This is a genomic window from Lactococcus petauri (genome assembly GCF_002154895.1).
Taxonomy (GTDB): Bacteria; Bacillota; Bacilli; order Lactobacillales; family Streptococcaceae; genus Lactococcus; species Lactococcus petauri.
The window spans coordinates 146,809-171,105 of sequence record NZ_MUIZ01000005.1 but is presented as its reverse complement, the minus strand read 5'-3'; the positions used below and the strand labels follow the sequence as shown (position 1 = coordinate 171,105).

Genomic DNA, 24,297 nt, shown 5'->3' with positions numbered 1-24,297 from the left:
TAACGTATTTATTCTTGTTATTTTTGACAAGAAAATGAAAGGAAACTTTTTTATTTATGGTAATGAAAGCCATCGGCAAGTACAAATTGCTTGTCTTCGCTGCCCTTGCTACCATGCTTCTTCAAGTTGGTGCCGCTCTTTGGCAGCCCCAATATATGAAGAACATTTTGAGTGTTATGGCAGAATCTATTTCGATATCGGACAAGGTCGATAAAATTAATCATTATGGGGTATATCTTCTACTTATAGCCGCTGTGGGATTAATTGGTTCTATCCTTAATACAGTAACTGCTGCAAAGATTGCTCAGTCTGTATCGGCGGATATCCGTGAAGAAACCTTCCGAAAAATCCAAACTTTTTCTTATGAAAATATTGAGAAGTTTAATGCAGGTAATCTTGTTGTTCGGATGACTAACGATATCAACCAAGTGCAAACACTTCTAATGATGACTTTCCAAGTCTTGATTCGAGTACCGTTGCTCTTTATTGGTGCTTTTATCTTGTCTATTATCACGATGCCAGAACTTTGGTGGATTATTATTGTGATGGTTGTTCTTATTGTGTTAGTGACGATGTTATCCATGAAATCTATGGGTCCTCACTTTATGGTTTTCCAAAAATTGATGGACCGTATCAATGGAATTGCCAAAGAAAACCTACGTGGTGCTCGTGTCGTTAAATCATTTGTTCAAGAAAAAGATCAAATCCAAAAATTTGATGCCACATCTGATGAGTTATTGGGTCATAATATGGCTGTAGGTTACACTTTTGCTGCGATGATTCCCGCATTTACAATCATTTCACAATTGGCTGTTTTTGGCGCAATTTTACTGGTTTCTACTTATGTAACACGTGATTTGAATACCGCCGCTAATACGCTTGGTGGGATTATGTCCTTTATCCAATACATGATGCAAATCATGATGGCGATTATCATGGGCGGTATGATGTCAATGTTTGCCTCTCGTGGTTTCGTTTCTATTGGACGTATTAACGAAATTTTAAAAACTGAACCTGCGATGGTGTTTGAAGATGTTGCGGACGAAGAACTTAGCGGTTCTGTTAAGTTTGATCATGTCTCTTTTGCTTATCCTAACGATGAACATCCAACCTTACAAGACATCAGCTTTGAAATTCAACCTGGACAAATGGTTGGTATTGTCGGAGCAACGGGTTCTGGTAAGTCAACCCTGGCTCAATTGATTCCGCGTCTTTTTGACCCAACTGAAGGTACAGTAAGTGTAGGTGGAAAAGATTTACGCCATGTTTCTAAAGCTACTCTGAAAAACACAATTTCAATTGTCTTACAAAAAGCAATTCTTTTCTCTGGGACAATTTCTGGCAACCTGAAACAAGGGAAAGCAGATGCGACCTTGGAGCAAATGAGCCGTGCAGCCAGCATTGCGCAGGCAGCAGAGTTTATTGAAAAACTGCCCGATCATTATGAATCACAGGTTGAAGAACGTGGGAATAACTTCTCAGGCGGACAAAAGCAACGTATGTCGATCACGCGTGGTATTATCAAAGATCCTAAAGTCCTTATCTTAGATGACTCAACATCAGCGCTTGATGCCAAGTCAGAAAAACTAGTACAAGAAGCTTTGAGCAATGACTTAAAAGATACGACAACAATTATTATCGCTCAAAAGATTTCATCTGTCGTTCATGTGGACAATATTCTGGTCCTTGATGAAGGTAAACTTGTGGCGCAAGGCACACACGCAGAGCTCGTTGAGAATTCTGCAGTTTACCGTGAAATCTATGACACACAGAAAGCAAAGGAGGACTAAATTTTCATTGTTCTTCAATTGTTTATGAAAAACAAGAAAATGAAAAAAGATTATGAATGATACATCTCGTGCATTGAAGTTCTTCTATCTCTACTTCAAAAAATATAAATTACAATTCCTCGTGATTGCGATATTTATCATTGCGGCTACTTATCTGCAAGTTAAAGCGCCCGTACTTCTCGGGGATTCTATCACACATCTTTCGACTTACGTTGGTGATTATTTTAGTCATCAACACGCTGATGAAGCGATGAAAGGTTTACAACAAATAGCGGAAGGAGCAAACCAAGCTCAGGACGCCTTGCAGCAGATTGCTGCGCAAATGGGGAAAGCTACTGGACAAGTGGTTGATTGGCATAGTCTGACATCTGCTAATGTACCAACTGCGGTAACTTCTAACCTTCCTTCAGGAACAACAATTGATAGTCTTCAAGCCATGGCTAAGATTCCGACTGATTGGCACCAGCTTACAGATGCCAATGTTCCAGAAGCTATTCGTGCTAACCTTAACGGTCAGTCAATTTCTGACTTGATGAAGGTAGCTACATCACATGCACCAAGCAAGGCTGACTTTATGCGTTCAATGTGGATGCTACTTGCTTTTTACGTGATGACAGGTATTGCGCAACTTATCTATAGCTTGCTCTTTACACGTATCGTTGCACACTCAACAAACCGTATGCGTAAAGGTCTCTTTGGTAAGTTGGAACGCCTAACAATTTCGTATTTTGACCGTCATGCGGATGGAGATATTCTCGCCCGCTTTACCTCAGACTTGGATAATATTCAAAACACATTGAATCAAGCAGCAGTGAACGTTACCACTAACTTTGCCCTGTTCATCGGGATTTTGTATATGATTTTCGACCAAAATGTCAAGATGGCATTAGTGACAATTTCTACAACTCCTGTGGCCGTTCTCTGCGCTGTGATTATCATTATTCAAGCTAAGAAATACACGGATAGACAACAAAAAGAAGTCGGCGAACTTAATGCTTATATGGATGAAAAAATCTCTGGGCAAAAAGCGATTATCGTTGAAGGACTTCAAGCAGATGCAATCGAAGGTTTTGAAGTACGTAATGATAAAGTACGTAAAACAACCTTCGCAGCTCAAGCTTGGTCAGGTATGATTTTCCCATTGATGAATGGCTTCTCCCTCTTGACTTTGGCTTTGGTTATTTTTGCAGGTGCTAATATCCTCCTTAATGATGCTTCATTATCAACTGCTGCAGCCTTTGGTTTGCTTGCTACATTTATCCAATATGCGCAACAATATTACAACCCAATCATGCAGATTTCTTCATCTTTCGGTCAATTGCAACTTGCGGTAACTGGTGCAACACGTCTGAATGTGATGTTTGATGAAAAAGAAGAAGTACGTCCTGAAAATGGTAAAACTTTTGAAGGTATTTCTGAAGGTGTACACATTGAAGATATTGACTTTAGTTATCTTCCTGGCAAGCCGGTCCTCAAAGATGTCAACATTAATGTAAACAAAGGCCAAATGGTTGCCTTGGTTGGTCCAACAGGATCAGGTAAAACAACTGTTATGAACCTCATGAATCGTTTCTATGATGTGGACAAAGGGGGAATAAAGTTTGACGGTACCGATATTCGTGAATTTGACTTAGATTCATTACGTTCAAAAGTTGGGATCGTCTTGCAAGAATCTGTCCTTTTCTCTGGAACCATTGCGGACAATATCAAGTTTGGTAAAAAAGATGCGACTATGGATGAAGTTATCACAGTAGCCAAGACGACACATATCCACGAATTCATTGAGAGCTTACCAGATGGCTATGAAACGCTTGTGGATGACGACGATAATGTTTTCTCTGTAGGTCAAAAACAACAAATTTCGATTGCCCGTACTATCTTGACTAACCCTGATTTGCTTATTCTTGACGAAGCAACATCAAACGTTGATACGGTGACAGAAGAACAAATTCAAATGGCTATGGAAGCAGCAATTGCTGGTCGTACTTCATTTGTTATTGCCCACCGTTTGAAAACAATACTTAATGCAGATAAAATTGTTGTTCTTAAGGACGGTGAAGTTATTGAAGAAGGAAACCACAATGAGCTTGTAAATCTTGGTGGCTTCTACTCTGAGCTTTATCACAACCAATTTGTCTTTGAATAAAATTAAGAAGTATCTTAATATAAAAAACGCTCGTGCTTTAACGAGCGTTTTTTTAATGTAGTCAAGATTTCCTAAAATAAGGGAAAGTACTGATCATACTCAATCAGGATATTTGCTCGAAAATAGCGATAATATCGACAGGACCAATACCAGCAGGAATAATTAGCTGTTCTTTGCTTAAGGGAGCATCCTCTACTTGCCAGCCGACAAAGTGATAGTGAGGTAATTTGACTTTGGCTGGTGAGATGTAGCCTTGTTCGATGCTTCGCATACCTTCAGGATGGTCCCACTCAAGTGGTTCATTCCAAATCGTTTTAGCGCTGTAGCGTACAGGATATTTGATTGGTGTCCATTGTGCATGAAAGTCATAGATTTGCCCAATAGGCTCGAAGTGATGTTTTTCTTGAGGTTTCCAGAGGAAGCTGGGATTATAGACTCTGGTGCGATGAATAACTGAAGTTGGCCCAGCATACAGTTGGGCTTGTTCCTGAGATTGGGGGTGAGCAAGCACATTGTGACGGTTACGGACTTTAGCCCATCCTTCAAAGGTATAGCCGTGGAGCTTTAAGGTTTTGTTCTTGAGAGAATAGCTTTGACTTTTAGGAAGGAGTTCCGAGCTCATGCCAATCCATTTCCCTTCAGCACTTATTATTTTATTATAAGCTTGATAATCTGCTTCATTAAGAGAAGGCACTGGACTTATTTGAGCACGTTCCAAATGGTTGAGCATGTCATTATTAATATTGAAAAAATAATTTGCTTTAAAAAAGGTTGCTTTCTTTTTGTTTGGGATGAAAGAAGTTTTGAGTGAAAAATTCATCATTTATCCCTTTCTTTATTTTTTGTGTCTAATGTTATATTATCATTTTTTTCTAATGTTAAATAATAATATACAATGAGATTTTAGACAGATAAATGAATACATTTCATAGATGAAGATCTGCGAAGAAAAAAGGATGCTTTTCATCTATTCAAAAGACGGGAAAAATGGTAGAATAGAGGGTACATGTATTTCATGTCTCAAATAAAACAATAAGTGATAGAGTAATAAATTTATGAAAAAAATAGTAATCAATGGTGGTAAAAGTATCTCAGGGAAGGTAACGATTTCTGGAGCTAAGAATAGTGTAGTTGCCCTTATTCCGGCAACGATTTTAGCTAACGATATTGTTACACTTGAAGGCGTTCCCGATATTTCAGATGTTGCAAGTTTGGTTGATATCATGGAAATCATGGGCGCAAAAATTCAACGTGATACTGATGCGGGTATTTTGACGATTGATACACGTGACGTTGTTTCAAAGCCATTGCCCTATGGTAAGATAAACTCTTTGCGTGCATCGTATTATTTCAATGGAGCACTTCTTGGTCGTTTTGGGAAGTCAACGGTTGGTTTGCCCGGGGGATGTGATTTAGGTCCACGTCCTATGGATCTTCATGTTAAAGCTTTTGAAGCTTTAGGAGCAGAGTTATCTTACCTTGAAGATGCCATGCACCTTGAAGCTAAAGAAGAAAAATTACATGGTACAACCATCTATATGGATATGGTTTCTGTAGGTGCAACAATTAATACAATGCTTGCAGCGAGTACAGCAGAAGGTGTAACCATTATTGAAAATGCAGCACGTGAACCAGAAATTATTGATGTAGCTACACTCTTGAATAACATGGGCGCAAAGGTACGTGGGGCTGGCACAGATGTGATTCGTATTACAGGAAAACCAGAAATGCACGGTGCACGTCATACGGTCATTCCTGACCGTATTGAAGCAGGAACTTATCTTGCTTTGGCTGCAGCTATGGGAGACGGTGTCATCGTTGACAATGTTATCTACGAACACTTAGAATCTTTTATTGCTAAACTTGAAGAAATGGGTGTACGCATGACCATTCGTGAGGACTCTATCGAGGTTCATCGCTCAGAAAACTTAAAAGCTATCAATATTAAGACAGTACCTTACCCTGGTTTTGCGACTGATTTACAACAACCAATCACACCGTTATTACTGAAAGCACAAGGCCGTGGTTGGATTAAGGATACGATTTATGAAAAACGTGTCAACCATGTGCCAGAAATGGCACGGATGGGTGCTACAATCTCAACTGTAGATGATCATATTATTTATGAAGCACCTAATAAGCTTCAAGGTGCTCATGTTCGTGCTACCGACTTGCGTGCAGGAGCAAGTTTAGTTTTGGCTGGTATTATCGCCGAAGGTACAACAACGATTGAAAATATTGAATTTATTCTTCGAGGTTACGATAGTATCATAGAAAAAATGACGGCTTTAGGTGTTGATATTCAACTTATTGAAGATTAATTGTGAAAAGTTAACACTTTTTACGTATCATTAATATAGGAGGTGTATATGGCTGATTTAAAATTTGAAATTGAGGAGCATCTTATTACTCTATCTGAAAATGCTAAAGGCTGGACAAAAGAGCTTAACCGCGTGTCATGGAATGGCATGGAAGCTAAGTATGATTTGCGCCAGTGGTCGCCCGACCATGAAAAGATGGGCAAGGGAATTACGCTGACAGATGAAGAATTTGCTGTTCTTTTGAAAGAACTCGGAAACAAATAAAAAAACCAGTTTTTCTGGTTTTTTTTATGAATCATATATAAAAAGAAAAACCATTAGTATGGTTCTTTTATCAATGCATGTAAATCATGACAATCATAGCGATGTAAAGAGCAAAAGTAATCACAAAAGTAATGCGCCAAAAAAGCTTAAAGAAACGTTTATATTTGAAGTCTTTAAAATAGAACAAATCTAATAGCAACAAGACGAGAGCTAAGAAGGAAAGAATCAAAAAGTAGTAAGGCAAAATATTGATAGCAGTAAATTGCTCTGAAAAAAGTTGGAGTCCAAAAATTAAAAAGAGGACAAAAATATCAGGAATGCGAAGTTTTCGATTAGTCAAGTGGCGAATACGTAAAAATTTAAAAGCGAAAACCAATACGATCCAGCTGAGAAGCGGATATAAAGTGGCAATAATCTTAGGTAACATAGCTTAATTTTAGCGGTTTTGGGTACTTTTGTAAAGTGTTATTTGTCGGAACAATAAATCGAGATGTAAAAATAAAAAGAAAAGCCATAGTTAAGCTTTCCTTTTTATTTAAATTTCACGAATTTCAGCAAATTCAGCTTGTACAAAAGTTGCGAGTTCTTTTGGATTGAGGCGTATAGAACGGCCGACTTCACCGGCAGAAACAATGATTTTATCTGCATCCAGTGCGATGGTATCGATATAGATAGGGAACCTTTTGGTTTGCCAGATACCGACAGGATTATTAGCACCATGGATGTATCCAGTGGTTTTCTGCAAATCTTTTTGAGGAATCATGTGGACCTTCTTATTTCCAGAGACCTTTGCTAATTTCTTTTCAGAAAGATGCTCTGTCAGAGGAAGAATCCCTACGATTGGACCCGTTTTATCTCCTATAAGTGCGAGCGTTTTATAAATGTCACGACGTTGGATGTCTTCAGGCATGAGCTCTGCTTCTAAAGCATTGAGAGCAAGCCCTTCATGATTGACTTGACCTTTGTCCAGAATTTGTTCAACTAATGTTTTTTTCAGTTTCTTTTTCTTGCTCATGCGTTCATTATATCACTTTTTCGCTTGAAAAATCTGAGGTGCACTCTTGGAGAGCAGAACAAGGACTAGAGCAGCAAGAGCTGCGGTCGCAATTCCACTTATTCCATTGACAACAAATGAATAGGGAATAGCCCCCCAGCCTTTCCAAGCATATTGTCCCCAAAAGATAACACCAGCGACAAAGTGCCAAAAATATTTGATAAGAACGCCGAGAAAAGCTACAGCAAAGATTGTGCGTGTTTGGCTAGAGTCCTTTTTGCGCAAAACACCAGCTAAACCAAGAGAAATCGGTGCAACGATATATTCAAGCAATGCCTGTACTGGAGTCAAGATAGTGGCTTGACCTAATACAATCAGAAGTAGACCAAATACTAGCCCGCCTGTCATGCCCCAAAATACGCCGCGGCGCAAGGCTAAGACCAGTAAGGGAATAACTGCCAGCTCAAGATAAAAAACTTGAGCATAGTTTATCGATATGAAACTCAAGACAAGAGCTAATGCAGCAGCAATAGCTGTTTCGGTAAGTTCTAAAACTTTAGAATTAGACATAAAAAATCTCCTTTTGTTGGCACAAAGGAGGGTTAGAGAGAATTGAAGACAGCAGTCCCCTATACAAACACATTCCTACGCTGGTACTAACCAGATCAGGTCAAATGGTGTTTCTCAGCTCTTGGTTTCCCTTAGAGCACCCATTGTGCAAATTTTTAATTTTACAATCTTAATATACCATAAGATGTTTACTTTAGCAAAAATGTCATACTTATTCCCAGAAAATTCCAAGCCATATGAATGGCCATATTGAGGTAAAAATTTCGGTATTTAAAATAGAATGTGGTTAACACCAGACTCATTGAGCCATAAACAAGCCAACTGTAAAGATCTGTTGGACTGTGCATACCTGCAAAAAGCAGAGCTGCTGTCATGAAAGCTAAAAATTTATTTTTTGTGAAGAGAACTTCGAAAGGGCCAACACGGTAAGTGAGTTCCTCAAAGAAACCGGCAAAAATCGTTTGGACAGCAAAGATGCCTAAAGGAATAACCTGGGCGAGACTATTCAATGCCTCTTGATTTTCTGTACTTGCGTGTAAACCAAGCGCCTGTGCTAAAATGTTGACACAGAGTGAAACTAAGAAAAGCGCACCAAATCCGAGGGCGATTTTGCCCAAGGGAAATTCTTTGACAGCAACCGGTGGAATAATATTACGGCGGCGAGCAAGAAAGTAAGATAAGCCAAGAGCAATAAAGAAAATCACAAAAAAGATCACTTGGTCAAGAGAAGAAAAAGCTCTTCCAGAATGCAATTGGCTCATGAGTGACGTAGCAAAACTTGGCAATAAAGAAAGTACAAAGAAAGCAAGCCAGATTGATTTTTTATAAGTAAAAATTAAACTAATTAGATAAAGAAGGAGGCTGAGTCCTAACCATTGCCCCCAACCAGCCCGTAAAGAAAAAGGAAGGGCAAAGAGAAGAGCAGGAAGAATTGTCCAGGTCCAAGGTTTTTTAATAAGGTCTCGAAATTTAATCATAGAACAATTCTAACATATAATCATTGATAATTTGTATAAGTTTTAATAAAATATAAGAAGATAAATGGAGAATCAGAATGAAAGAATTCATAAATAATTTAGAAGTTTGCTTACCAGGCTACCGTGTACTCAATCGCGAAGAAAATTTAAATTTTTATCGTGATGTGCTTGGCATGAAAGTCTTGCACGAAGAAAATGCAGAAGTTTTTTTATCTGGTTATGAAGCAAAGCAACCAAGGTTAATCTTAGAGGAATCACCAGGTGTAGTTCCAGTTCAAGGTGTGAAAAAACATGGACGTACAGTCATCCAAGCTGATGAGGATGAAATCGAACAGCTTTTAGCGCGCAATCTGGACCAAGTCACACATCTTTATCAGGTAAAAGATAGTTGGGCTTTTGAAGCTGTTTCTCCAGAAAGTGATGTTTTTCTGATGGTATCTGTAAATGATTGGTCAGACTTAACGGAAGTTGCTAAATCTGAAGTTGACTTTGATGAGGGAGAATTTACAGGATTATCCGATTTCGCTATTAAAGAGGTGCAAATTAATATTGCTGAAAAGTCTATTATTTCAGAGTACGAAAAAATTCTTGGTGTAAAAGCGCAAGGGAATCTTTTAGATCTTGCTGGCTTGCATCTGGTCTTTTGTCAAAATGATGGACCTGACTTGACAGCTAATATGGATGAAAAGCTAGACCTGATGCTTTTACGTTTTCAAGTGTCGCCATCTTTTGATTTGGCTCAGTTTGCAGATGATTTACCTGATGAAAAATTGTATCTGGATAAAAAAGCAAAGACATTGGCTATTGACATCCCACACCACATGGAACTTTGGTTTACAAAACAAGGCCTATGAAAAGTGAAGAAGAATTTTTAGCGACAATTGATGACTATGTGGCAGAAGCAATTTTCCCAGGCTGCCAGATTGCTATTGTAGAAGGAACAAAGGTTCAAGAGTTTGTTCGAGGCAATCAAGCAATACTTCCACAAGTCGAACCATTGGTTGCAGGGAAAAAATGGGATTTAGCTTCCGTTTCAAAAGTTGTAGGTACAGGAACAGTAGTCATTAACCTCGTTTTATCAGGAAAGTTAAGTCTGGATGCTCCGTTTACGGATTATTATCCTGATTTTCATGATGAGAGCATCACTTTGAGACAGCTTCTTACTCATACAACAGGTATCAATCCGTTTATTGAAAACCGTGATAAGTTAGATTTTAAAGGTTTAAAAGAGGCGATTGACCATATCGAGGTAACGGAAGACAAAAGTTGTCACTACACAGATATTAACTTTATTTTGTTGGGCTTTATGCTTGAAAAGCTTTATGGGAAATCTTTAGACGTAGTTTTTAAAGCAGAGGTTTTTGAAAAATGGGACATGTCTGCCACATCTTTTGGTCCTGTTACCAATGCTGTACCTACAAGTCTAGATACGAGAGTGGGAACAGTTCATGATCCAAAAGCAAAAGTGTTAGGAAAACATTGTGGATCAGCAGGGCTTTTTGCACCGATGAATGATTTGGTGAAATTTGTTCAAGGTTATTTTTCAGACACAAAATATTTGGCCCTACAGAAAAATTTTGCAGCGGGTCAACGTCCAAGAAGTTTAGCTTGGGACTTCATACATGACCAATGGTTACTGCACACAGGTTACACCGGAACTTTCATCCTGATGAATCTGGAAGCAAAAAAAGCGGTGATTTTCTTATCCAATCGTGTGCATCTGAAAGATGAGCGGGCACAATGGATTGCAGATCGCGATGTATTGATTGAAACACTCATAAAAAATTTAAGCTGACAGTCCTGTCAGCTTTTTTTACTACCACATAAAAAAACATTTTCCTTTTTAAAAGGAAAATGTTTAATATTTCTTAACTGATATTGTCTACAGGATCGTTCTTTTTCCGATAACTGATCAATATAATAAAGTAAAGTAGTGCGGTAAAGAGGGTTACTCCAACAGGATTAGTAGTAAGGATACCAAAGAAAATCAATAACAAAGCAATAAGAGCAATAAGACTCATGCTCATGGTACCTAAAGCTTTGGTCTTACGCGCTAATAAGAAGCCTGCAAGACTAATTAAGAACCAAACTAAAAGGACAGTGTAAGATAAAGAACCAGCGAGATAGTTGAATAAGCTGTCTCCTAAGAAGTAAGAAAGAACAACACCAATATACAATGTCCCAGAGCAGAAGAGCACAGCTCTTTGAGGAACCTTGCTTTTATTTAAAGTAGCGATTTTTTGCGAAAACTTCCCTTTATGATTTTTTAAGCGGAAGAATAAAATTCTTGAAGAGGCATAAATGCCAGAGTTGATTGAAGAAAAGAGCGCCAGAATAATAATGAAATTAATGATGTCTGCAGCAAATGGAATATGCATTTTGTTAAAGACCATGACAAACGGGCTCATTGTTGATGTTGCCAAGTCGTTCCAGTTGTAGATAAGGAGCAAGAGGAACATTGGGACGATATAAAAAGAAATGATACGTCCAATAACGCCTCGGATAGCGCGTGGGATAGCAGTTTTAGGATTTTCTGTCTCACTAACGGTAATGGCAATGAGTTCAGAACCACCGTAGGAATAGATAACAATCAATAAAGAATTGATAACGCCTTTAAGTCCGTGTGGCGCAAAGCCACCATATTTTGTCATCCCTGAAAATGCAGATATCAAGTTGGTATTAAAAATGTTTTGTGCAACTAAAATGACACCAAAAATAATAAGAAGAATGATAACGCTGATTTTGATAAAAGCAAGCCAGTATTCTGTTTCGGCAAAGAATGTTACTGACAGTAGGTTAATAAGTGACGTTAGGATAGCGATGAGTAAGACAAAAGCCCATGAAGGGATATTAGGAAACCAAAGCTGTATAAAGCTAGCAGCAGCGACAGCTTCGGCAATAATATTAATCATCCAAAGTGACCAATACACCCAGTCGGTAAAGTCGGCCGCATGGTTACCCAGATAAGGTTGAACCAAACCTGAAAGGCCATGTGGTTCATCCGAGCTGAGAACTAATTTTTCTAAGCTCTTCATCACGAAGAATAAAACCACGCCTCCGATAAAGTAAGAAAGAAGGACAGCAGGACCAGCAGATTCTATAGCGGAAGCGCTCCCTTTAAAGAGTCCAGCCCCAATTGCTCCACCTAGAGCAATCATAGTGATATGGCGTGTTGCCATTCTCTTTTGTAAATTTTGATTATTTTCCAATTATAAATTCCTCTCGTTATAAAAATAAATATTTTTAATTTAAAATTCTAAGTCAAATTAAGTCTCCTCTCATTTTATTGTCACGTTTGAGTAGCAATAATCGTTAAAAATAAATTAAAAAAAGATGCCCAAAGGGACATCTCTTTGCCCCTTTTTGACCAACGCCAAAGAGGACTCACACCTTTACTTTCCAGTACTTAGTGTGAGCCCATAATCAACAACAAAACTGTGTGATAAGCGTTAATCATTTTTTGAGCCTCTTTATTTTAATAGTGTAAAGTATAATACAAATAATACAAAAATTCAAATTTTTGCACAAATTAAAAAATTAAAAGTGGACTTAAAAAATTTTTATGTCAAAAGGTTTTTACATTGACTTACACTGAAGGAACTAAGTCTTAGAAAAAATTTTTATTGAAGACGGACATACGTTTTTTATTAGGGCATTCGTGAAAAAATTAGCCAAATATGGTATAATGTATGCACATTTTAAAGGGATTTAGAAGAAAAAATAGACGGAGAGTTGGTGCAAAAAGGCATCAAAAATAGGATAAAGATAAAATGAGCAGAATGATGCCAGCACGTGTACGCAGTGAAGGAATAGCCCTGTATAGTCAGGGGCTTTTAATTGATCCGTCAATAGAAGATTTTAAACTTTCTGCAGAGGTTGCAGGAGAACAAGTAATTTACGATATGGATGGAGCGCAGGACTATTGTTCTTGTGCTGATTTTCAGCGTAATCATCGCTATTGTAAGCACATTGCTGCAGTAGAAGAATACCTCAAGAATGAAAATAAAGAAATCGAAGACGATAAAAAAAATATAGAAAAGATTGAGCTAGTGGCAAATGATGAATTGGCTGCCAACGCTGCCTTTTTAGATGCCTTGAATGGGGAAACACAAGTTAATTTCGGAGCAGAGCAATTTTCGATTGAAGTACATGTTGAAGATAATTCGCAACTCTATGATGTTTTTTCTATGGATTACTTCATGTATTTTGACTTACGCTTATATAGCGAACGCTTAGGTAGGGCTTATGTGATTAAGGATATTCCATATTTTTTGAGAACATTGCAAAACTTTGGACAATATTCGCTTGGTGCTCTTCACTATGTTGATCTCTTTTTTGATAATTTCGATGAAGCCAGTCAAGACTTTTTGAATTTCTTGCTTAAAATACATGGCAAACTTGATGCCCAAATGGCCAATCAACTATATATTAAAAATGGACGTTACCTTAATTTCCCTTATCTTTTTATTGAAGAGGCAATGGATTTGGCTTCTAACTTGTCACGTTTTAGCTTGAGATTATCAGGTGCATTGGTTAACTATTTCACCTTCGTTACTCTTGACGAGGATTCAGAAATTTTTAAATTTAGTGTGACAAGCCAAAGAGACTTTATTGAGTTAAAAATCGAAGATAATGCTTTCAGTTCCTTTTACAGTGGTTCGCTTTTATATTATAATCACGTCTTTTATAAGGTTGATCATGAACAAAAACGGTTGTTGCAGCTGGTTCAAAAAGAACTTGAGGGTGAAAAACATAATCAATTTTCATATATGGATAAGGACAAAGTAGCACAAGCACTGCAACAACTTTCTAGTTTAGGTCAAATCTCAGCTCCTGAAAATTTTGTTATTCGCCCCTTTACACCGATTTTTAACTTTGCTAATCCTGATGGACAAAATATAGAACTTTCGGTTCAATTTGATTATGGAAATTTTAAAGTGGAACACTTCCATGAATTAGAAACACTCGAGTTTTCAAGAGACTTACGCCTAGAAAATAAGATATTTACGCTCATGGCTCGTTTTGGTTTCACACGTTCTTTTACAAGTTCTGTTACGCTTTCGGCACAATTTGCAGAAACTTTCTTTATTAAAATTTTGCCCCAATTCCAGAAATTAGGTCAAGTAAAACTGTCTCCTGGACTAATGGATATGAAAGTCGATGAAGTGCCGGAAATCATGATTGATCGTCGAGGAGGCTTGTTGGATATCGCCTTTGAAATGCCAAGCATCGGCGAAAATGAATTTGCAAATGTTATTGCACAACTGCAAAATAATGCGGAATATTATGTCAGTGAAAACGGAAAATTATTTATCTTTGACCAGAAGTTCAGTGAGTTGAAATCAGCTTTACGAGAACTGGATGATAATTTTACCATTAGTGGAACGAGCTTAGAAGTCAATGTGACACGTAGCTTCCAAGTTTCTAAAATATTTGAAAATATTTCAAGTAGCAATTTTTCGAATGAATTTAAAGCCTTCTATGAGCACTTAACGCACCCAGAAACCTTCCCTTACGAAAAACCTGAGCATGTCAAAGCAGAGCTGCGAAGTTACCAGGAAACAGGAGTTCGTTGGATGTCTATGTTAACGCACTATCACTTAGGAGGTGTGTTGGCAGACGACATGGGGCTGGGTAAAACAGTACAAGCAATCACCTATTTACTATCAAATCTAAAAGAAGATGAAACAGCCTTAGTCACTGCTCCTGCTAGCCTTATTTACAACTGGGCCAGTGAGTTTGAGCAATTTACGGACACGGTAGATTATGTGGTTGTTGATGGGATGAAGGCCGATCGTGATGCTTTGATTCACGGGAAACATCAAGTTTATATTACAAGTTACGGAAGTTTCCTTAAGGATTTCGATGATTATCAAGACAAGAAGCTTAACTATCTTCTCTTGGATGAAGCACAAGCTGTGAAAAACTACAGCAGTAAAACAAATAGAGCACTTAGTCAACTGAATGTTGAGCATACTTTTGCTTTATCAGGAACGCCGTTGGAAAATCGCTTAGAAGAAATTTGGGCTATTTTCCAAGTGGTCATGCCTGGCTTTTTACCAAAACGGGAAACATTTAATAAGATGTCGCCAGAAGTTATTGCCCGTATTATCCATCCATTTATTATGCGTCGTAAAAAAGAAGAAGTTCTGACAGAGTTGCCTGATAAGATGGAAATGACCTTACGCAATAACATGGTTGAAGAGCAAAAGCTCTTATACTTAGCCCAATTGGAATTGATGCAACAATCTGTCCGTCAAATGGACAGTGCGAGTCTTAAGAAATCACGTATTGAAATTTTGGCAGGAATCACACGACTCCGTCAAATATGTAATACACCGGCACTTTTCATGGACAACTATGAAGGTGGTTCTGGGAAGTTAGACAGTTTGATGGAGCTTTTAGAGCAAGTCAAGGCATCTGGTCATCGCCCTTTGATTTTCTCACAGTTTACCAAAACCTTCCCTTACATTGAAGAAGCCATGGAAAAATTGGATCTCACAGCTTATAAGCTAACGGGTTCAACTCCAGTCAAAGAACGGTTAGAAATGGTGCAAGCCTTTAATGCTGGAAGTCGTGATGCTTTCCTCATCTCACTGAAAGCAGGTGGTGTAGGTCTGAACCTTACAAGTGCTGATGTTGTTATCCTGGTCGATCTCTGGTGGAATCCAGCGGTTGAGGAACAAGCCATTGCAAGAGCCCATCGTATGGGGCAAAAGAGTACTGTTGAAGTCATTCGCTTGATTACACAAGGAACGATTGAAGAAAAAATCATGGAGATTCAGGAACGTAAGAAAGATTTGATTGCAAATGTTTTAGACGGTGATGTGATTGATAAGACGCTCAGCGAAGCAGAAATCAGAGAAATTTTGGGACTATAACTTTAAAAATCACTGAAAATGCGATATAATAATAATTGAAACACTTACCTAAGAAAAAAATAAGATTAAACAAACTTTTTAAGGAACGTAGAGGAAAAGTTTCAAGACAAACAAAAAATTAAGTAGGGCAAGCAATGAACGAAGGAAGAAGAGTCGTATTTCCAATCATCGATGATGATGAAATGCTTGAAAAAGACACACGCGTCATCATGACAAATTCACAACTGATTACTAAGAATCCTAGTCAACAAGACGAGGCTTCTTTTGGTGGTGTTCAAATGTCTGATAAAAAACGTTCAGATGTCTATAAGCCAATAAAAACAAAGGTCAGCTATAGCACTCAACATCGTCCATTAAATAGCAATCATAGTGGGTATAGTTCTTTTGATAAAATGCCTAAAAAAACGAGTGTTGATGAATCAAAAGAAAAGGCCAAAAGAGAAGCAGCGGTACCTCCTAAACGTCCAAAAGGCTATGTTCATCCGCTAGAGCGTGATAAAGATGATTTTTCTTTGCGCCGTTCATCAGCAGTACTTAATGCAGCGAAACCGGCATCGAGTGAAAAGAAGACAATCGAACAAAAGCCGATGTCTCCAAGACGTCCAGCCACTAATAATCCGATTCGGGATATGAAAAAACGAGGATTAAACCTCGATGAAGCTATTATTTCTGGCTCTCCTCAAAAAGGAGAAGATAAGGCTAAAACTGCAAAAAATGAGTATTTCGATAATAAACGGAAGAACTTATTTGACCGCGGACTTTAAATAAAAGAAGGAGAAAAGATTTCAGTTCCGACTGAAATTTCTTATTTATCATGGAAAAAGTATATCATTTTATAGGAATTAAAGGCTCAGGTATGAGTGCACTCGCTCTTATGCTCCACCAAATGGGTAAAAAAGTACAAGGTTCAGATACAACTGACTACTATTTTACACAACGTGGACTTGAGGAAGCGGGTATTCCTATTCTTCCTTTTGACGAGAAAAATATTACACCAGAAGTTGAGTTGATTGCAGGGAATGCTTTCCGTACGGACAATAATGTAGAAATTGCTTTTGCTGAAAAAAATGGCTTCACTTTTAAACGTTACCACGAGTTTTTAGGTCATTTCATGGAAGATTTTATCAGTGTTGGGGTTGCGGGGGCGCATGGTAAAACTTCAACGACAGGAATTTTAGCTCATGTCATGAAAAACGCTGTAGATACGTCATACTTGATTGGTGATGGTACAGGACGTGGAAATGCGGACAGTGAGTATTTTGTTTTTGAATCTGATGAATATGAACGTCACTTCATGCCTTATCATCCAGAATATACAATTATTACAAATGTTGATTTTGACCATCCTGATTATTTCCAAAATATCGATGATGTAGCCTCTGCATTCCAAGACTATGCTCAAAATATTAAAAAAGGTATTTTCGTTTTCGGAGAAGATCCTTATTTACGTAAAATTACAGCAGAAGCACCGATTTACTATTATGGTTTTGAAGATGGAGATGATTATCAAGCAAAAGATATCATTCGCTCAACACGCGGCTCATCTTTTGATGCTTATTTCCGTGGTGAAAAAATCGGACACTTTGTCGTGCCTGCTTATGGGAAGCACAATATTGCAAATGCCTTAGCGGTAGTTGGTGTAACACATCAGCTTGGCTTGGATATGAATGATATTGCTGATCATTTGTTGACTTTCTCTGGTGTAAAACGCCGATTTACAGAGAAAAAAGTTGGCGAAACAATCATTATTGATGATTTCGCACATCATCCTACCGAAATCGAAGCAACGATTGATGCAGCGCGTCAAAAATATCCGGATCGTGAAATTGTAGCCGTTTTCCAACCTCATACATTTACACGAACAATCGCCTTTGCAGATGAGTTTGCTCAAGTCCTTGATTCTGCAGATACTGTATATCTTGCTGAAATTTATGGCTCTGCGCGTGAAGTTGACCACCATGAAATTACAGCACAAGACCTTGCGGATAAAGTGCGTAAGCCTGCTCGTGTTATTTCAGTGGAAAATGTTTCGCCACTTTTGGATCACAACCGCGGCGTTTATGTTTTCATGGGCGCAGGTAATATCCAACAATATGAAGCAGCCTTTGAGGATTTGCTCAGTCAGTTGACAAAAAATACATTGTAAAAACAAAAAGACTTCCTTAACAGGAAGTTTTTTTATTTGTTAAAGTAGAAGATAAATGATTTAAAAGTAACAATCATTATCCCAAAAAACTAGCACCATTAAATTATATACCCCAATCTGTAAACCTATACCGCTTATCAGCTCTATGATATAATAAAAGTATGTTAACATTTCCACTGGTCAATGATACGTCACGAAAAATCATCCATATTGATATGGATGCCTTTTTCGCTTCAGTAGAAATACGGGACAATCCAGAATTAAAAGGTAAGCCAGTAGTTATCGCACGGAATCCACTGGAAACAGGAGGACGTGGCGTTGTTTCAACGTGTTCCTATGAAGCTAGAGCCTTTGGAATCCACTCGGCTATGAGTGCAAAAGAAGCTTATGAACTCTGTCCACAAGCTGTTTTTATCAGTGGAAATTATGAAAAGTATCGTGCCATATCAGAACAAGTTCGGGAAATTTTTAATCGTTATACCGATGAAGTAGAAGCGGCATCCATTGATGAAGCTTATCTGGATGTTACGCGAAATAAGATCGGATCAACAAGTGCAATCAAAGTGGCGAAACTTATACAGCATGATATTTTTATTGAGCTTGGTTTGACTTGCTCAGCAGGGGTTTCCTATAATAAATTTTTAGCAAAAATTGCTTCGGATTATGAAAAGCCCCATGGTTTGACTGTCATCCTGCCCGAGGCAGCAAAAGATTTTCTAGCAGAACTGCCAGTGGAAAAATTTCACGGTGTGGGTAAGGCTACTGGAGCAAAGCTGCATGAGCTGGGAATTTTTACCGGCGCGGAAATTCAAGCAGCTGACCCATTACTCTTGGCTGAACGCTTTGGGGTTTATGGCTGGAATCTTTTTTTGAAAGCCAATGGTATTCATCATGCTCCAGTTGTGACAAGTCGTCAAAGAAAGTCAGTAGGTAAAGAAAGAACTTATAGCAAACTCCTCTATAATAGTGAAGATATCAAGCAGGAACTCGCTAACCTCTCCGAACGCGTCTCTACTAATGTGAAACGCCATCAACTTCTGGGTGATACAGTTGTACTCAAGTTACGTTACTCTGATTTTAAGACAATTACGAAACGCAAAAAACTTTCAGAGAAGATAAATGAAGCAATTACACTTGCACATGTGGCTCAGGATTTACTGGAAGAGATTGATTATGATGAAACAATAGGAGTCCGCCTTCTTGGAGTGACCCTTACGGGATTTGGGGCAGAAGAATTACGATTAGATATGCAAAACTGAGAAAAGGAATAAAGGGGAGTTTTTTCCTTTTTTTAATGAGTAAAAAACATAGACCAAACATACAGGCCAGTTGGATAAGTAGGAGGATTTCTTCTAAAGATACAGAAAAAGATACCAAGAAAAGCCAGAGGAAGTCGCCAGCACCAATCCCAATATTGATAAAAAAAGAAACAAAAGCAAGACCGAGCCAGAAATAGCTTATGGGACTGATAGGAAAGAAAATAAAAAAACAAGCAGTAAAGCCTAAACCAATATTTAAAGGATAAGAGTAAGTATCAATATCAAATTTGCTCAAAAGTAAGCTTATGAAGAGGGTTAAAAAGTGGAGTAAGTCTAAATCAAACCAAAGTGCACCAAAGAGAATTCCGGTAAGAAATTCTAAGATAAAATAACTGTAAGAAAATTTTTCTCCACAAAAGGCGCACCTACTTTTAAAGATGAATTGAGAGATTAAAGGAAGGAGTTGCCACCATTTGAGGACTTTTTGGCAAGAACTACATTGTGAACGCCCAAAAATAATTGAGGCTTCTGTATCCCAGCGCTCACTTACTAGACCGAGGAAAGAGCCAAAGATGGTCCCGATAATGAAGTAAAATATAAGCATATTTATTAACACGATAAAAAGATAAAAAACTCACAATCTTAAGCAGAATATTTTATAATTGACCTCTTTTTTTATATAATTGTAATAGAAATAAAAAATTGGAGGTTTCTATGTCTAAGGAAAAAACACAAGAAGTTTTGAATCAAACAGTTGCAGATTTATCTCAAGCAGCAGCACTTGTTCATCAAACACACTGGTATATGCGTGGTTCTGGTTTCTTGACTTTGCATCCTAAAATGGATGAGTTCATGGATGGACTTAACGAGCATTTAGATGAATTTGCTGAACGTTTAATTACGATTGGTGGTTCACCAGTTTCAACGCTTAAAGAGTTTGATGAGAAGTCAAAAATTGAGCTTCAACCAGCAACTTGGGATAAATCAATGTCTGAACGTTTGCACGGTGTCTTAGATACTTACAAATACTTGGCTAAACTTTTCCAAGAAGGCATGGATATTGCTGAATCTGAAAATGATGCAGTTACTGTTGACCTTTATACGGTTGCACTCGGAGATGTTGAAAAAACAATCTGGATGCTCGAAGCAGAACTTGGATAATAAAAAAAAGACCTTACACACGCGGTAAGGTCCTTTTTTATTATCCGTTTTTAATTTTTCCAGGCCAGTTGTTCAAGCCAGTTTTAAGAATATAAACTTCTGGTACGCCAGCTTTTTTGAGTTGTTTAGCAACTTTGACTGAAGCTGTTGGTTTACCATTTTCATAAAGTAACACAGGTTTCTTTTTGTTGATTGCGTTCAAACTTTGTTCTATTTGAGAAGCAGGTAAATTACGAGCACCAAGGATGTGTTTTACTCGGAAATCTGCTGCTTCGCGTACATCGATAAGTTGCGAAGTAGCCATCAAACGTTCAAATTCAGGTGCTTCAACAACTTTGGCGTTACGTTTGAGTGTCCAACGTGGATAGAGAAAGAAGACAACAATGAGGGCTAAAAGTATAAAGTCAATGATCCAGATCATTTAAGTTCTCCTAAGATTATTATTTGAATTTTAAAGCAAGGCTTGCGGCACCGATGATGCCAGCATCATTTCCGAGCTCAGCAAGTTTAATTTTTGTAGAATCACGTACTGTTGAGAACGAATATTTTTGGAAATAAGTTTCAACTTTAGAACGAAGAAACTCTCCAGCAGCAGAAACGCCACCACCGATGACAATAGCAGCAGGATTCAGGGTACTTCCAAGGTTAGCACAAGCAAAACCAAGGTAATAAGCAAATTTATCCACAACGCTAAGTGCAAAGGCATCACCTGCTTCTGCTGCAATAAAGATGTCTTTTGAAGTTACTTCGTCACCATTGTCGATACTTGCTTTAATTTGGCTGCTTCCTTCGTATTCTTCAGCGAATTTTCTTGCAAGACGTACGACGCCAGTAGCAGAAGTAACTGTTTCTAAGCAACCATGGTTTCCACAAGTACAAGCAAAACCATCATGTGGTTCTACTACGATATGTCCGATTTCACCGGCAGCGCCAACAACACCGTGGATAAGATTTCCAGCAGCAACAATACCGCCACCAACTCCAGTTCCTAAAGTGATAAAGACAACATCTGGCTGATTTTCACCAGCTCCGACCCAACGCTCGCCTAAAGCTGCAACATTTGCATCATTGTCAAGAATGAATGGTAAACCGACACCTTCGCTAATAGGCGCACCAACTTCTTGAATATCGGCCCAGTTAAGGTTAAATGCACCTCGGACAGTAGCAGCTTCAATATCTACTGTACCAGGCGTGCCCATTCCAATACCAATAAAGTCAGACTTATCCAAGTTGTAAAGATTTAAACGGTGATTGATAGACTCAATAATATCAGGGACAATATGTTTTCCGTCACTGAGAATATTTGTCGGGATAGCCCATTTATCTTGAACTTCACCTTCAAGTGTTAAAATACCGAACTTGATAGAAGTTCCGCCGAGATCGATACCAATAATTTTGTTAGCCATTTAGTTTTTCCTTCTCAATTCTTTCTTCACGACGTAAAATAAGTTGGGCAGTGAGGTATTCTTTATCACTTTTCTCAAAAATCCCCTGTTCAACCATATTTGTAAGTTCCTGTTGCATAAAATAAATCGCATCTAAGCGATTGGTCATGAAATTAATAAAACCGTATTTTTTTAACAATTCCTGTACATCATAAAGTGTTTTCATTGTTCTATTTTACCCTAACTGTAAGCGGTTTTCAAGTGTTGATAAGTTTTTACGTGACTTTTTAGTTGTTATTTTTCTTAACCAACTGTTAACTTGTTTGGACTATTTCAAAAATATAAACTAATTTTCATAGTAGGAAGTGAGTCAAATTTGTTAATTTTATCCCTTAGAAAACTTGTAAACGCGTGCATTTTCGCCTTTGACAAAAAGTGTGCTATAATAAATCTGATATATTGTTTGGGCGCACCATAAAAGCTAGCGTTCAAGCTACGGAGACGCGATTTCCGTATGAATTTTTCGAAAGAATAGGTAGAAATAAATTGACTAAATTACGCGAAAACATCAGAAACGTTGCGATTATTGCCCACGTCGACCACGGTAAAACAACTTTGGTTGATGAGTTACTTAAACAATCACAAACGCTTGATGCCCGTACAAACCTTGCTGAACGCGCAATGGACTCTAACGCCCTTGAACAAGAACGCGGGATCACAATCCTTGCTAAAAATACAGCTGTAGAATATGGCGACACACGCATCAATATCTTGGACACACCAGGACACGCGGACTTCGGTGGTGAAGTAGAACGTATCATGAAAATGGTCGATGGTGTTGTTCTTGTCGTAGATGCTTATGAAGGTACAATGCCTCAAACACGTTTCGTGTTGAAAAAAGCTTTGGATCAAAACTTGACACCAATCGTTGTCGTGAACAAGATTGATAAACCATCTGCACGTCCACAAGAAGTTGTAGATGAAGTGTTGGAACTTTTCATCGAACTTGGTGCCGACGATGATCAATTGGACTTCCCAGTTGTTTATGCTTCAGCTATTAATGGATCATCTTCATTGAGCGATGATCCCGCAGATCAAGAAGCAACAATGGATCCAATCTTTAATACAATCATCGAACACATCCCGGCTCCTATCGATAACTCTGATGAACCTTTGCAATTCCAAGTTTCTCTCTTGGACTACAATGATTTCGTGGGTCGTATTGGTATCGGACGTGTTTTCCGTGGAACAATTAAAGTTGGGGACAATGTAACACTGTCTAAACTTGATGGTTCAACTAAAAACTTCCGTGTAACAAAACTTTTTGGTTTCTTTGGCCTTGACCGTCAAGAAATCACTGAAGCAAAAGCAGGTGACTTGATTGCTGTTTCTGGTATGGATGATATCTTCGTAGGTGAAACTGTTACACCTACAGATGCCATTGAACCATTGCCAGTTCTCCACATTGACGAACCAACACTTCAAATGACTTTCCTTGTAAATAACTCACCATTCGCAGGCCGCGAAGGTAAATGGGTAACTGCACGTAAAGTTGAAGAACGTTTGCAAGCAGAACTTCAAACAGACGTATCACTTCGTGTTGAAAATACTGATTCACCAGACAAATGGATCGTTTCAGGTCGTGGAGAATTGCACTTGTCTATCCTTATCGAAACAATGCGTCGTGAAGGCTATGAACTTCAAGTTTCACGACCAGAAGTTATCGTTAAAGAAATTGACGGTGTAGAATGTGAACCATTCGAACGTGTACGTATTGATACACCTGAAGAATACCAAGGATCAATTATCCAAGCCCTTTCAGAACGTAAGGGTGACATGTTGGACATGGAAATCACAGGTAATGGTCAAGCACGTCTAGTCTTCTTGGTTCCAGCACGTGGTTTGATTGGTTTCACAACAGAATTTATGTCAATGACACGTGGATATGGTATCATGAACCACACATTTGACCAATATATGCCAATGGTTAAAGGAACAATCGGTGGACGTAGCCGTGGTGCTTTGATCTCTATGGACCAAGGTTCTGTAACATCATATGCTATGGGATACGTACAAGAGCGTGGTGTTCTCTTTGTTGAAGCGGGTACAGAAGTTTATGCAGGTATGATTATCGGTGAGCACTCACGTGATAATGACTTGACAGTTAACGTTACAAAAGCTAAACAACAAACAAACGTTCGTTCATCTAATAAAGACTCAACTTCAGTCCTTAACGCTTCTAAAATCTTGTCTCTTGAAGAATCATTAGAATTCTTGGGTGATGACGAATACATGGAAGTAACACCAGAATCAATCCGCTTGCGTAAACAAATTCTTGACAAAGCAATGCGTGAAAAAGCAACGAAAAAGAAAAAAACTGCTGAATAAATAATAGTTTGCATA

General features: G+C 38.2%; 22 protein-coding genes and 1 riboswitch. Of the genes, 12 read left to right on the top strand and 10 right to left on the bottom strand.

Features of this window, described 5'->3' with window-relative positions:
* Window positions 1-56: 56 nt before the first annotated feature.
* Together BZZ03_RS08600 and BZZ03_RS08595 are read left to right on the top strand one after the other, a co-directional pair.
* The gene (locus BZZ03_RS08600) at window positions 57-1,790 is read left to right on the top strand and encodes an ABC transporter ATP-binding protein (RefSeq protein ID WP_086583021.1); all 1,734 of its coding nucleotides are present in this window, start codon (window positions 57-59) and stop codon (window positions 1,788-1,790) included.
* Between the two features lie 52 nt (window positions 1,791-1,842).
* Complete coding sequence (locus BZZ03_RS08595) at window positions 1,843-3,936, top strand: ABC transporter ATP-binding protein (RefSeq protein ID WP_086583020.1); 2,094 nt, start codon at window positions 1,843-1,845, stop codon at window positions 3,934-3,936.
* A gap of 103 nt (window positions 3,937-4,039) precedes the next feature.
* Here the strand turns inward: BZZ03_RS08595 and BZZ03_RS08590 are convergent, their stop codons facing one another.
* Complete coding sequence (locus BZZ03_RS08590) at window positions 4,040-4,759, bottom strand: hypothetical protein (protein ID WP_086583019.1); 720 nt, start codon at window positions 4,757-4,759, stop codon at window positions 4,040-4,042.
* Window positions 4,760-4,991: 232 nt separating this feature from the next.
* On the opposite strand from BZZ03_RS08590, the gene BZZ03_RS08585 reads away from it, so the two are divergent.
* Window positions 4,992-6,257, top strand: coding sequence for a UDP-N-acetylglucosamine 1-carboxyvinyltransferase (locus BZZ03_RS08585; protein ID WP_086583018.1), 1,266 nt, complete (start codon window positions 4,992-4,994; stop codon window positions 6,255-6,257).
* Between the two features lie 48 nt (window positions 6,258-6,305).
* On the top strand, window positions 6,306-6,521 hold the full coding sequence (locus BZZ03_RS08580) for a YdbC family protein (protein WP_003133281.1): 216 nt from the start codon (window positions 6,306-6,308) through the stop codon (window positions 6,519-6,521).
* A gap of 70 nt (window positions 6,522-6,591) precedes the next feature.
* Here BZZ03_RS08580 and BZZ03_RS08575 read toward each other — a convergent pair whose 3' ends face one another.
* The 4 genes from BZZ03_RS08575 to BZZ03_RS08560 form a co-directional block, all read right to left on the bottom strand.
* Window positions 6,592-6,948 (bottom strand): DUF3397 domain-containing protein, encoded by a 357-nt coding sequence (locus BZZ03_RS08575; RefSeq protein WP_019292257.1) that lies wholly within the window; start codon window positions 6,946-6,948, stop codon window positions 6,592-6,594.
* Between the two features lie 108 nt (window positions 6,949-7,056).
* The gene (locus BZZ03_RS08570; RefSeq protein WP_019292256.1) at window positions 7,057-7,536 is read right to left on the bottom strand and encodes an aminoacyl-tRNA deacylase; all 480 of its coding nucleotides are present in this window, start codon (window positions 7,534-7,536) and stop codon (window positions 7,057-7,059) included.
* Between the two features lie 12 nt (window positions 7,537-7,548).
* On the bottom strand, window positions 7,549-8,085 hold the full coding sequence (gene thiT, locus BZZ03_RS08565; protein ID WP_046400849.1) for an energy-coupled thiamine transporter ThiT: 537 nt from the start codon (window positions 8,083-8,085) through the stop codon (window positions 7,549-7,551).
* A 55-nt stretch (window positions 8,086-8,140) separates the two neighbouring features.
* A riboswitch (TPP riboswitch) is annotated at window positions 8,141-8,239 on the bottom strand.
* Window positions 8,240-8,273: 34 nt separating this feature from the next.
* Window positions 8,274-9,062 carry a CPBP family intramembrane glutamic endopeptidase gene (locus BZZ03_RS08560; protein WP_086583017.1) on the bottom strand — a complete coding sequence of 263 codons (789 nt, stop codon included), beginning with the start codon at window positions 9,060-9,062 and terminating at the stop codon, window positions 8,274-8,276.
* A gap of 77 nt (window positions 9,063-9,139) precedes the next feature.
* On the opposite strand from BZZ03_RS08560, the gene BZZ03_RS08555 reads away from it, so the two are divergent.
* Together BZZ03_RS08555 and BZZ03_RS08550 are read left to right on the top strand one after the other, a co-directional pair.
* On the top strand, window positions 9,140-9,916 hold the full coding sequence (locus BZZ03_RS08555; protein WP_086583016.1) for a CppA family protein: 777 nt from the start codon (window positions 9,140-9,142) through the stop codon (window positions 9,914-9,916).
* Window positions 9,913-10,857 (top strand): serine hydrolase domain-containing protein, encoded by a 945-nt coding sequence (locus tag BZZ03_RS08550; protein WP_086583015.1) that lies wholly within the window; start codon window positions 9,913-9,915, stop codon window positions 10,855-10,857. The genes BZZ03_RS08555 and BZZ03_RS08550 overlap by 4 nt, the downstream gene beginning before the upstream one ends.
* Window positions 10,858-10,930: 73 nt before the next feature.
* Here BZZ03_RS08550 and BZZ03_RS08545 read toward each other — a convergent pair whose 3' ends face one another.
* The gene (locus tag BZZ03_RS08545; protein ID WP_086583014.1) at window positions 10,931-12,271 is read right to left on the bottom strand and encodes an amino acid permease; all 1,341 of its coding nucleotides are present in this window, start codon (window positions 12,269-12,271) and stop codon (window positions 10,931-10,933) included.
* Window positions 12,272-12,832: 561 nt separating this feature from the next.
* On the opposite strand from BZZ03_RS08545, the gene BZZ03_RS08540 reads away from it, so the two are divergent.
* The 4 genes from BZZ03_RS08540 (at window position 12,833) to dinB (ending at window position 19,348) form a co-directional block, all read left to right on the top strand.
* Window positions 12,833-15,943 (top strand): DEAD/DEAH box helicase, encoded by a 3,111-nt coding sequence (locus BZZ03_RS08540; RefSeq protein ID WP_086583013.1) that lies wholly within the window; start codon window positions 12,833-12,835, stop codon window positions 15,941-15,943.
* A gap of 134 nt (window positions 15,944-16,077) precedes the next feature.
* Window positions 16,078-16,707, top strand: a complete 630-nt coding sequence (locus BZZ03_RS08535; RefSeq protein ID WP_019292249.1) for a hypothetical protein — start codon at window positions 16,078-16,080, stop codon at window positions 16,705-16,707.
* 50 nt (window positions 16,708-16,757) lie between these two features.
* Window positions 16,758-18,089: a UDP-N-acetylmuramate--L-alanine ligase gene (murC, locus tag BZZ03_RS08530; RefSeq protein WP_019292248.1), complete on the top strand. Its 1,332-nt coding sequence runs from the start codon at window positions 16,758-16,760 to the stop codon at window positions 18,087-18,089.
* A gap of 161 nt (window positions 18,090-18,250) precedes the next feature.
* Window positions 18,251-19,348, top strand: a complete 1,098-nt coding sequence (gene dinB / locus BZZ03_RS08525; protein ID WP_019292247.1) for a DNA polymerase IV — start codon at window positions 18,251-18,253, stop codon at window positions 19,346-19,348.
* Here dinB and BZZ03_RS08520 read toward each other — a convergent pair.
* Window positions 19,302-19,952 (bottom strand): prepilin peptidase, encoded by a 651-nt coding sequence (locus BZZ03_RS08520; RefSeq protein ID WP_086583012.1) that lies wholly within the window; start codon window positions 19,950-19,952, stop codon window positions 19,302-19,304. The two genes, dinB and BZZ03_RS08520, sit on opposite strands and share 47 nt — an antisense overlap.
* A 110-nt stretch (window positions 19,953-20,062) precedes the next feature.
* On the opposite strand from BZZ03_RS08520, the gene BZZ03_RS08515 reads away from it, so the two are divergent.
* Complete coding sequence (locus BZZ03_RS08515; RefSeq protein ID WP_003133306.1) at window positions 20,063-20,509, top strand: Dps family protein; 447 nt, start codon at window positions 20,063-20,065, stop codon at window positions 20,507-20,509.
* Window positions 20,510-20,549: 40 nt separating this feature from the next.
* Here BZZ03_RS08515 and BZZ03_RS08510 read toward each other — a convergent pair whose 3' ends face one another.
* Genes BZZ03_RS08510 through BZZ03_RS08500 form a run of 3 tightly spaced genes read right to left on the bottom strand, consistent with a single transcriptional unit; the run spans window position 20,550 to window position 22,120 of the window.
* Window positions 20,550-20,930 (bottom strand): rhodanese-like domain-containing protein, encoded by a 381-nt coding sequence (locus BZZ03_RS08510; RefSeq protein WP_019292245.1) that lies wholly within the window; start codon window positions 20,928-20,930, stop codon window positions 20,550-20,552.
* Window positions 20,931-20,949: 19 nt separating this feature from the next.
* A complete protein-coding gene (locus BZZ03_RS08505) occupies window positions 20,950-21,915 on the bottom strand; it encodes an ROK family glucokinase (RefSeq protein WP_061414320.1) in 966 nt (321 codons plus the stop codon).
* Window positions 21,908-22,120, bottom strand: coding sequence for a YqgQ family protein (locus BZZ03_RS08500; protein WP_003133311.1), 213 nt, complete (start codon window positions 22,118-22,120; stop codon window positions 21,908-21,910). The genes BZZ03_RS08505 and BZZ03_RS08500 overlap by 8 nt, the downstream gene beginning before the upstream one ends.
* A 320-nt stretch (window positions 22,121-22,440) precedes the next feature.
* Here BZZ03_RS08500 and typA point away from each other — a divergent pair, with 320 nt between their 5' ends.
* A complete protein-coding gene (gene typA / locus BZZ03_RS08495; RefSeq protein WP_019335381.1) occupies window positions 22,441-24,282 on the top strand; it encodes a translational GTPase TypA in 1,842 nt (613 codons plus the stop codon).
* The last annotated feature ends 15 nt before the right edge of the window (window positions 24,283-24,297 follow it).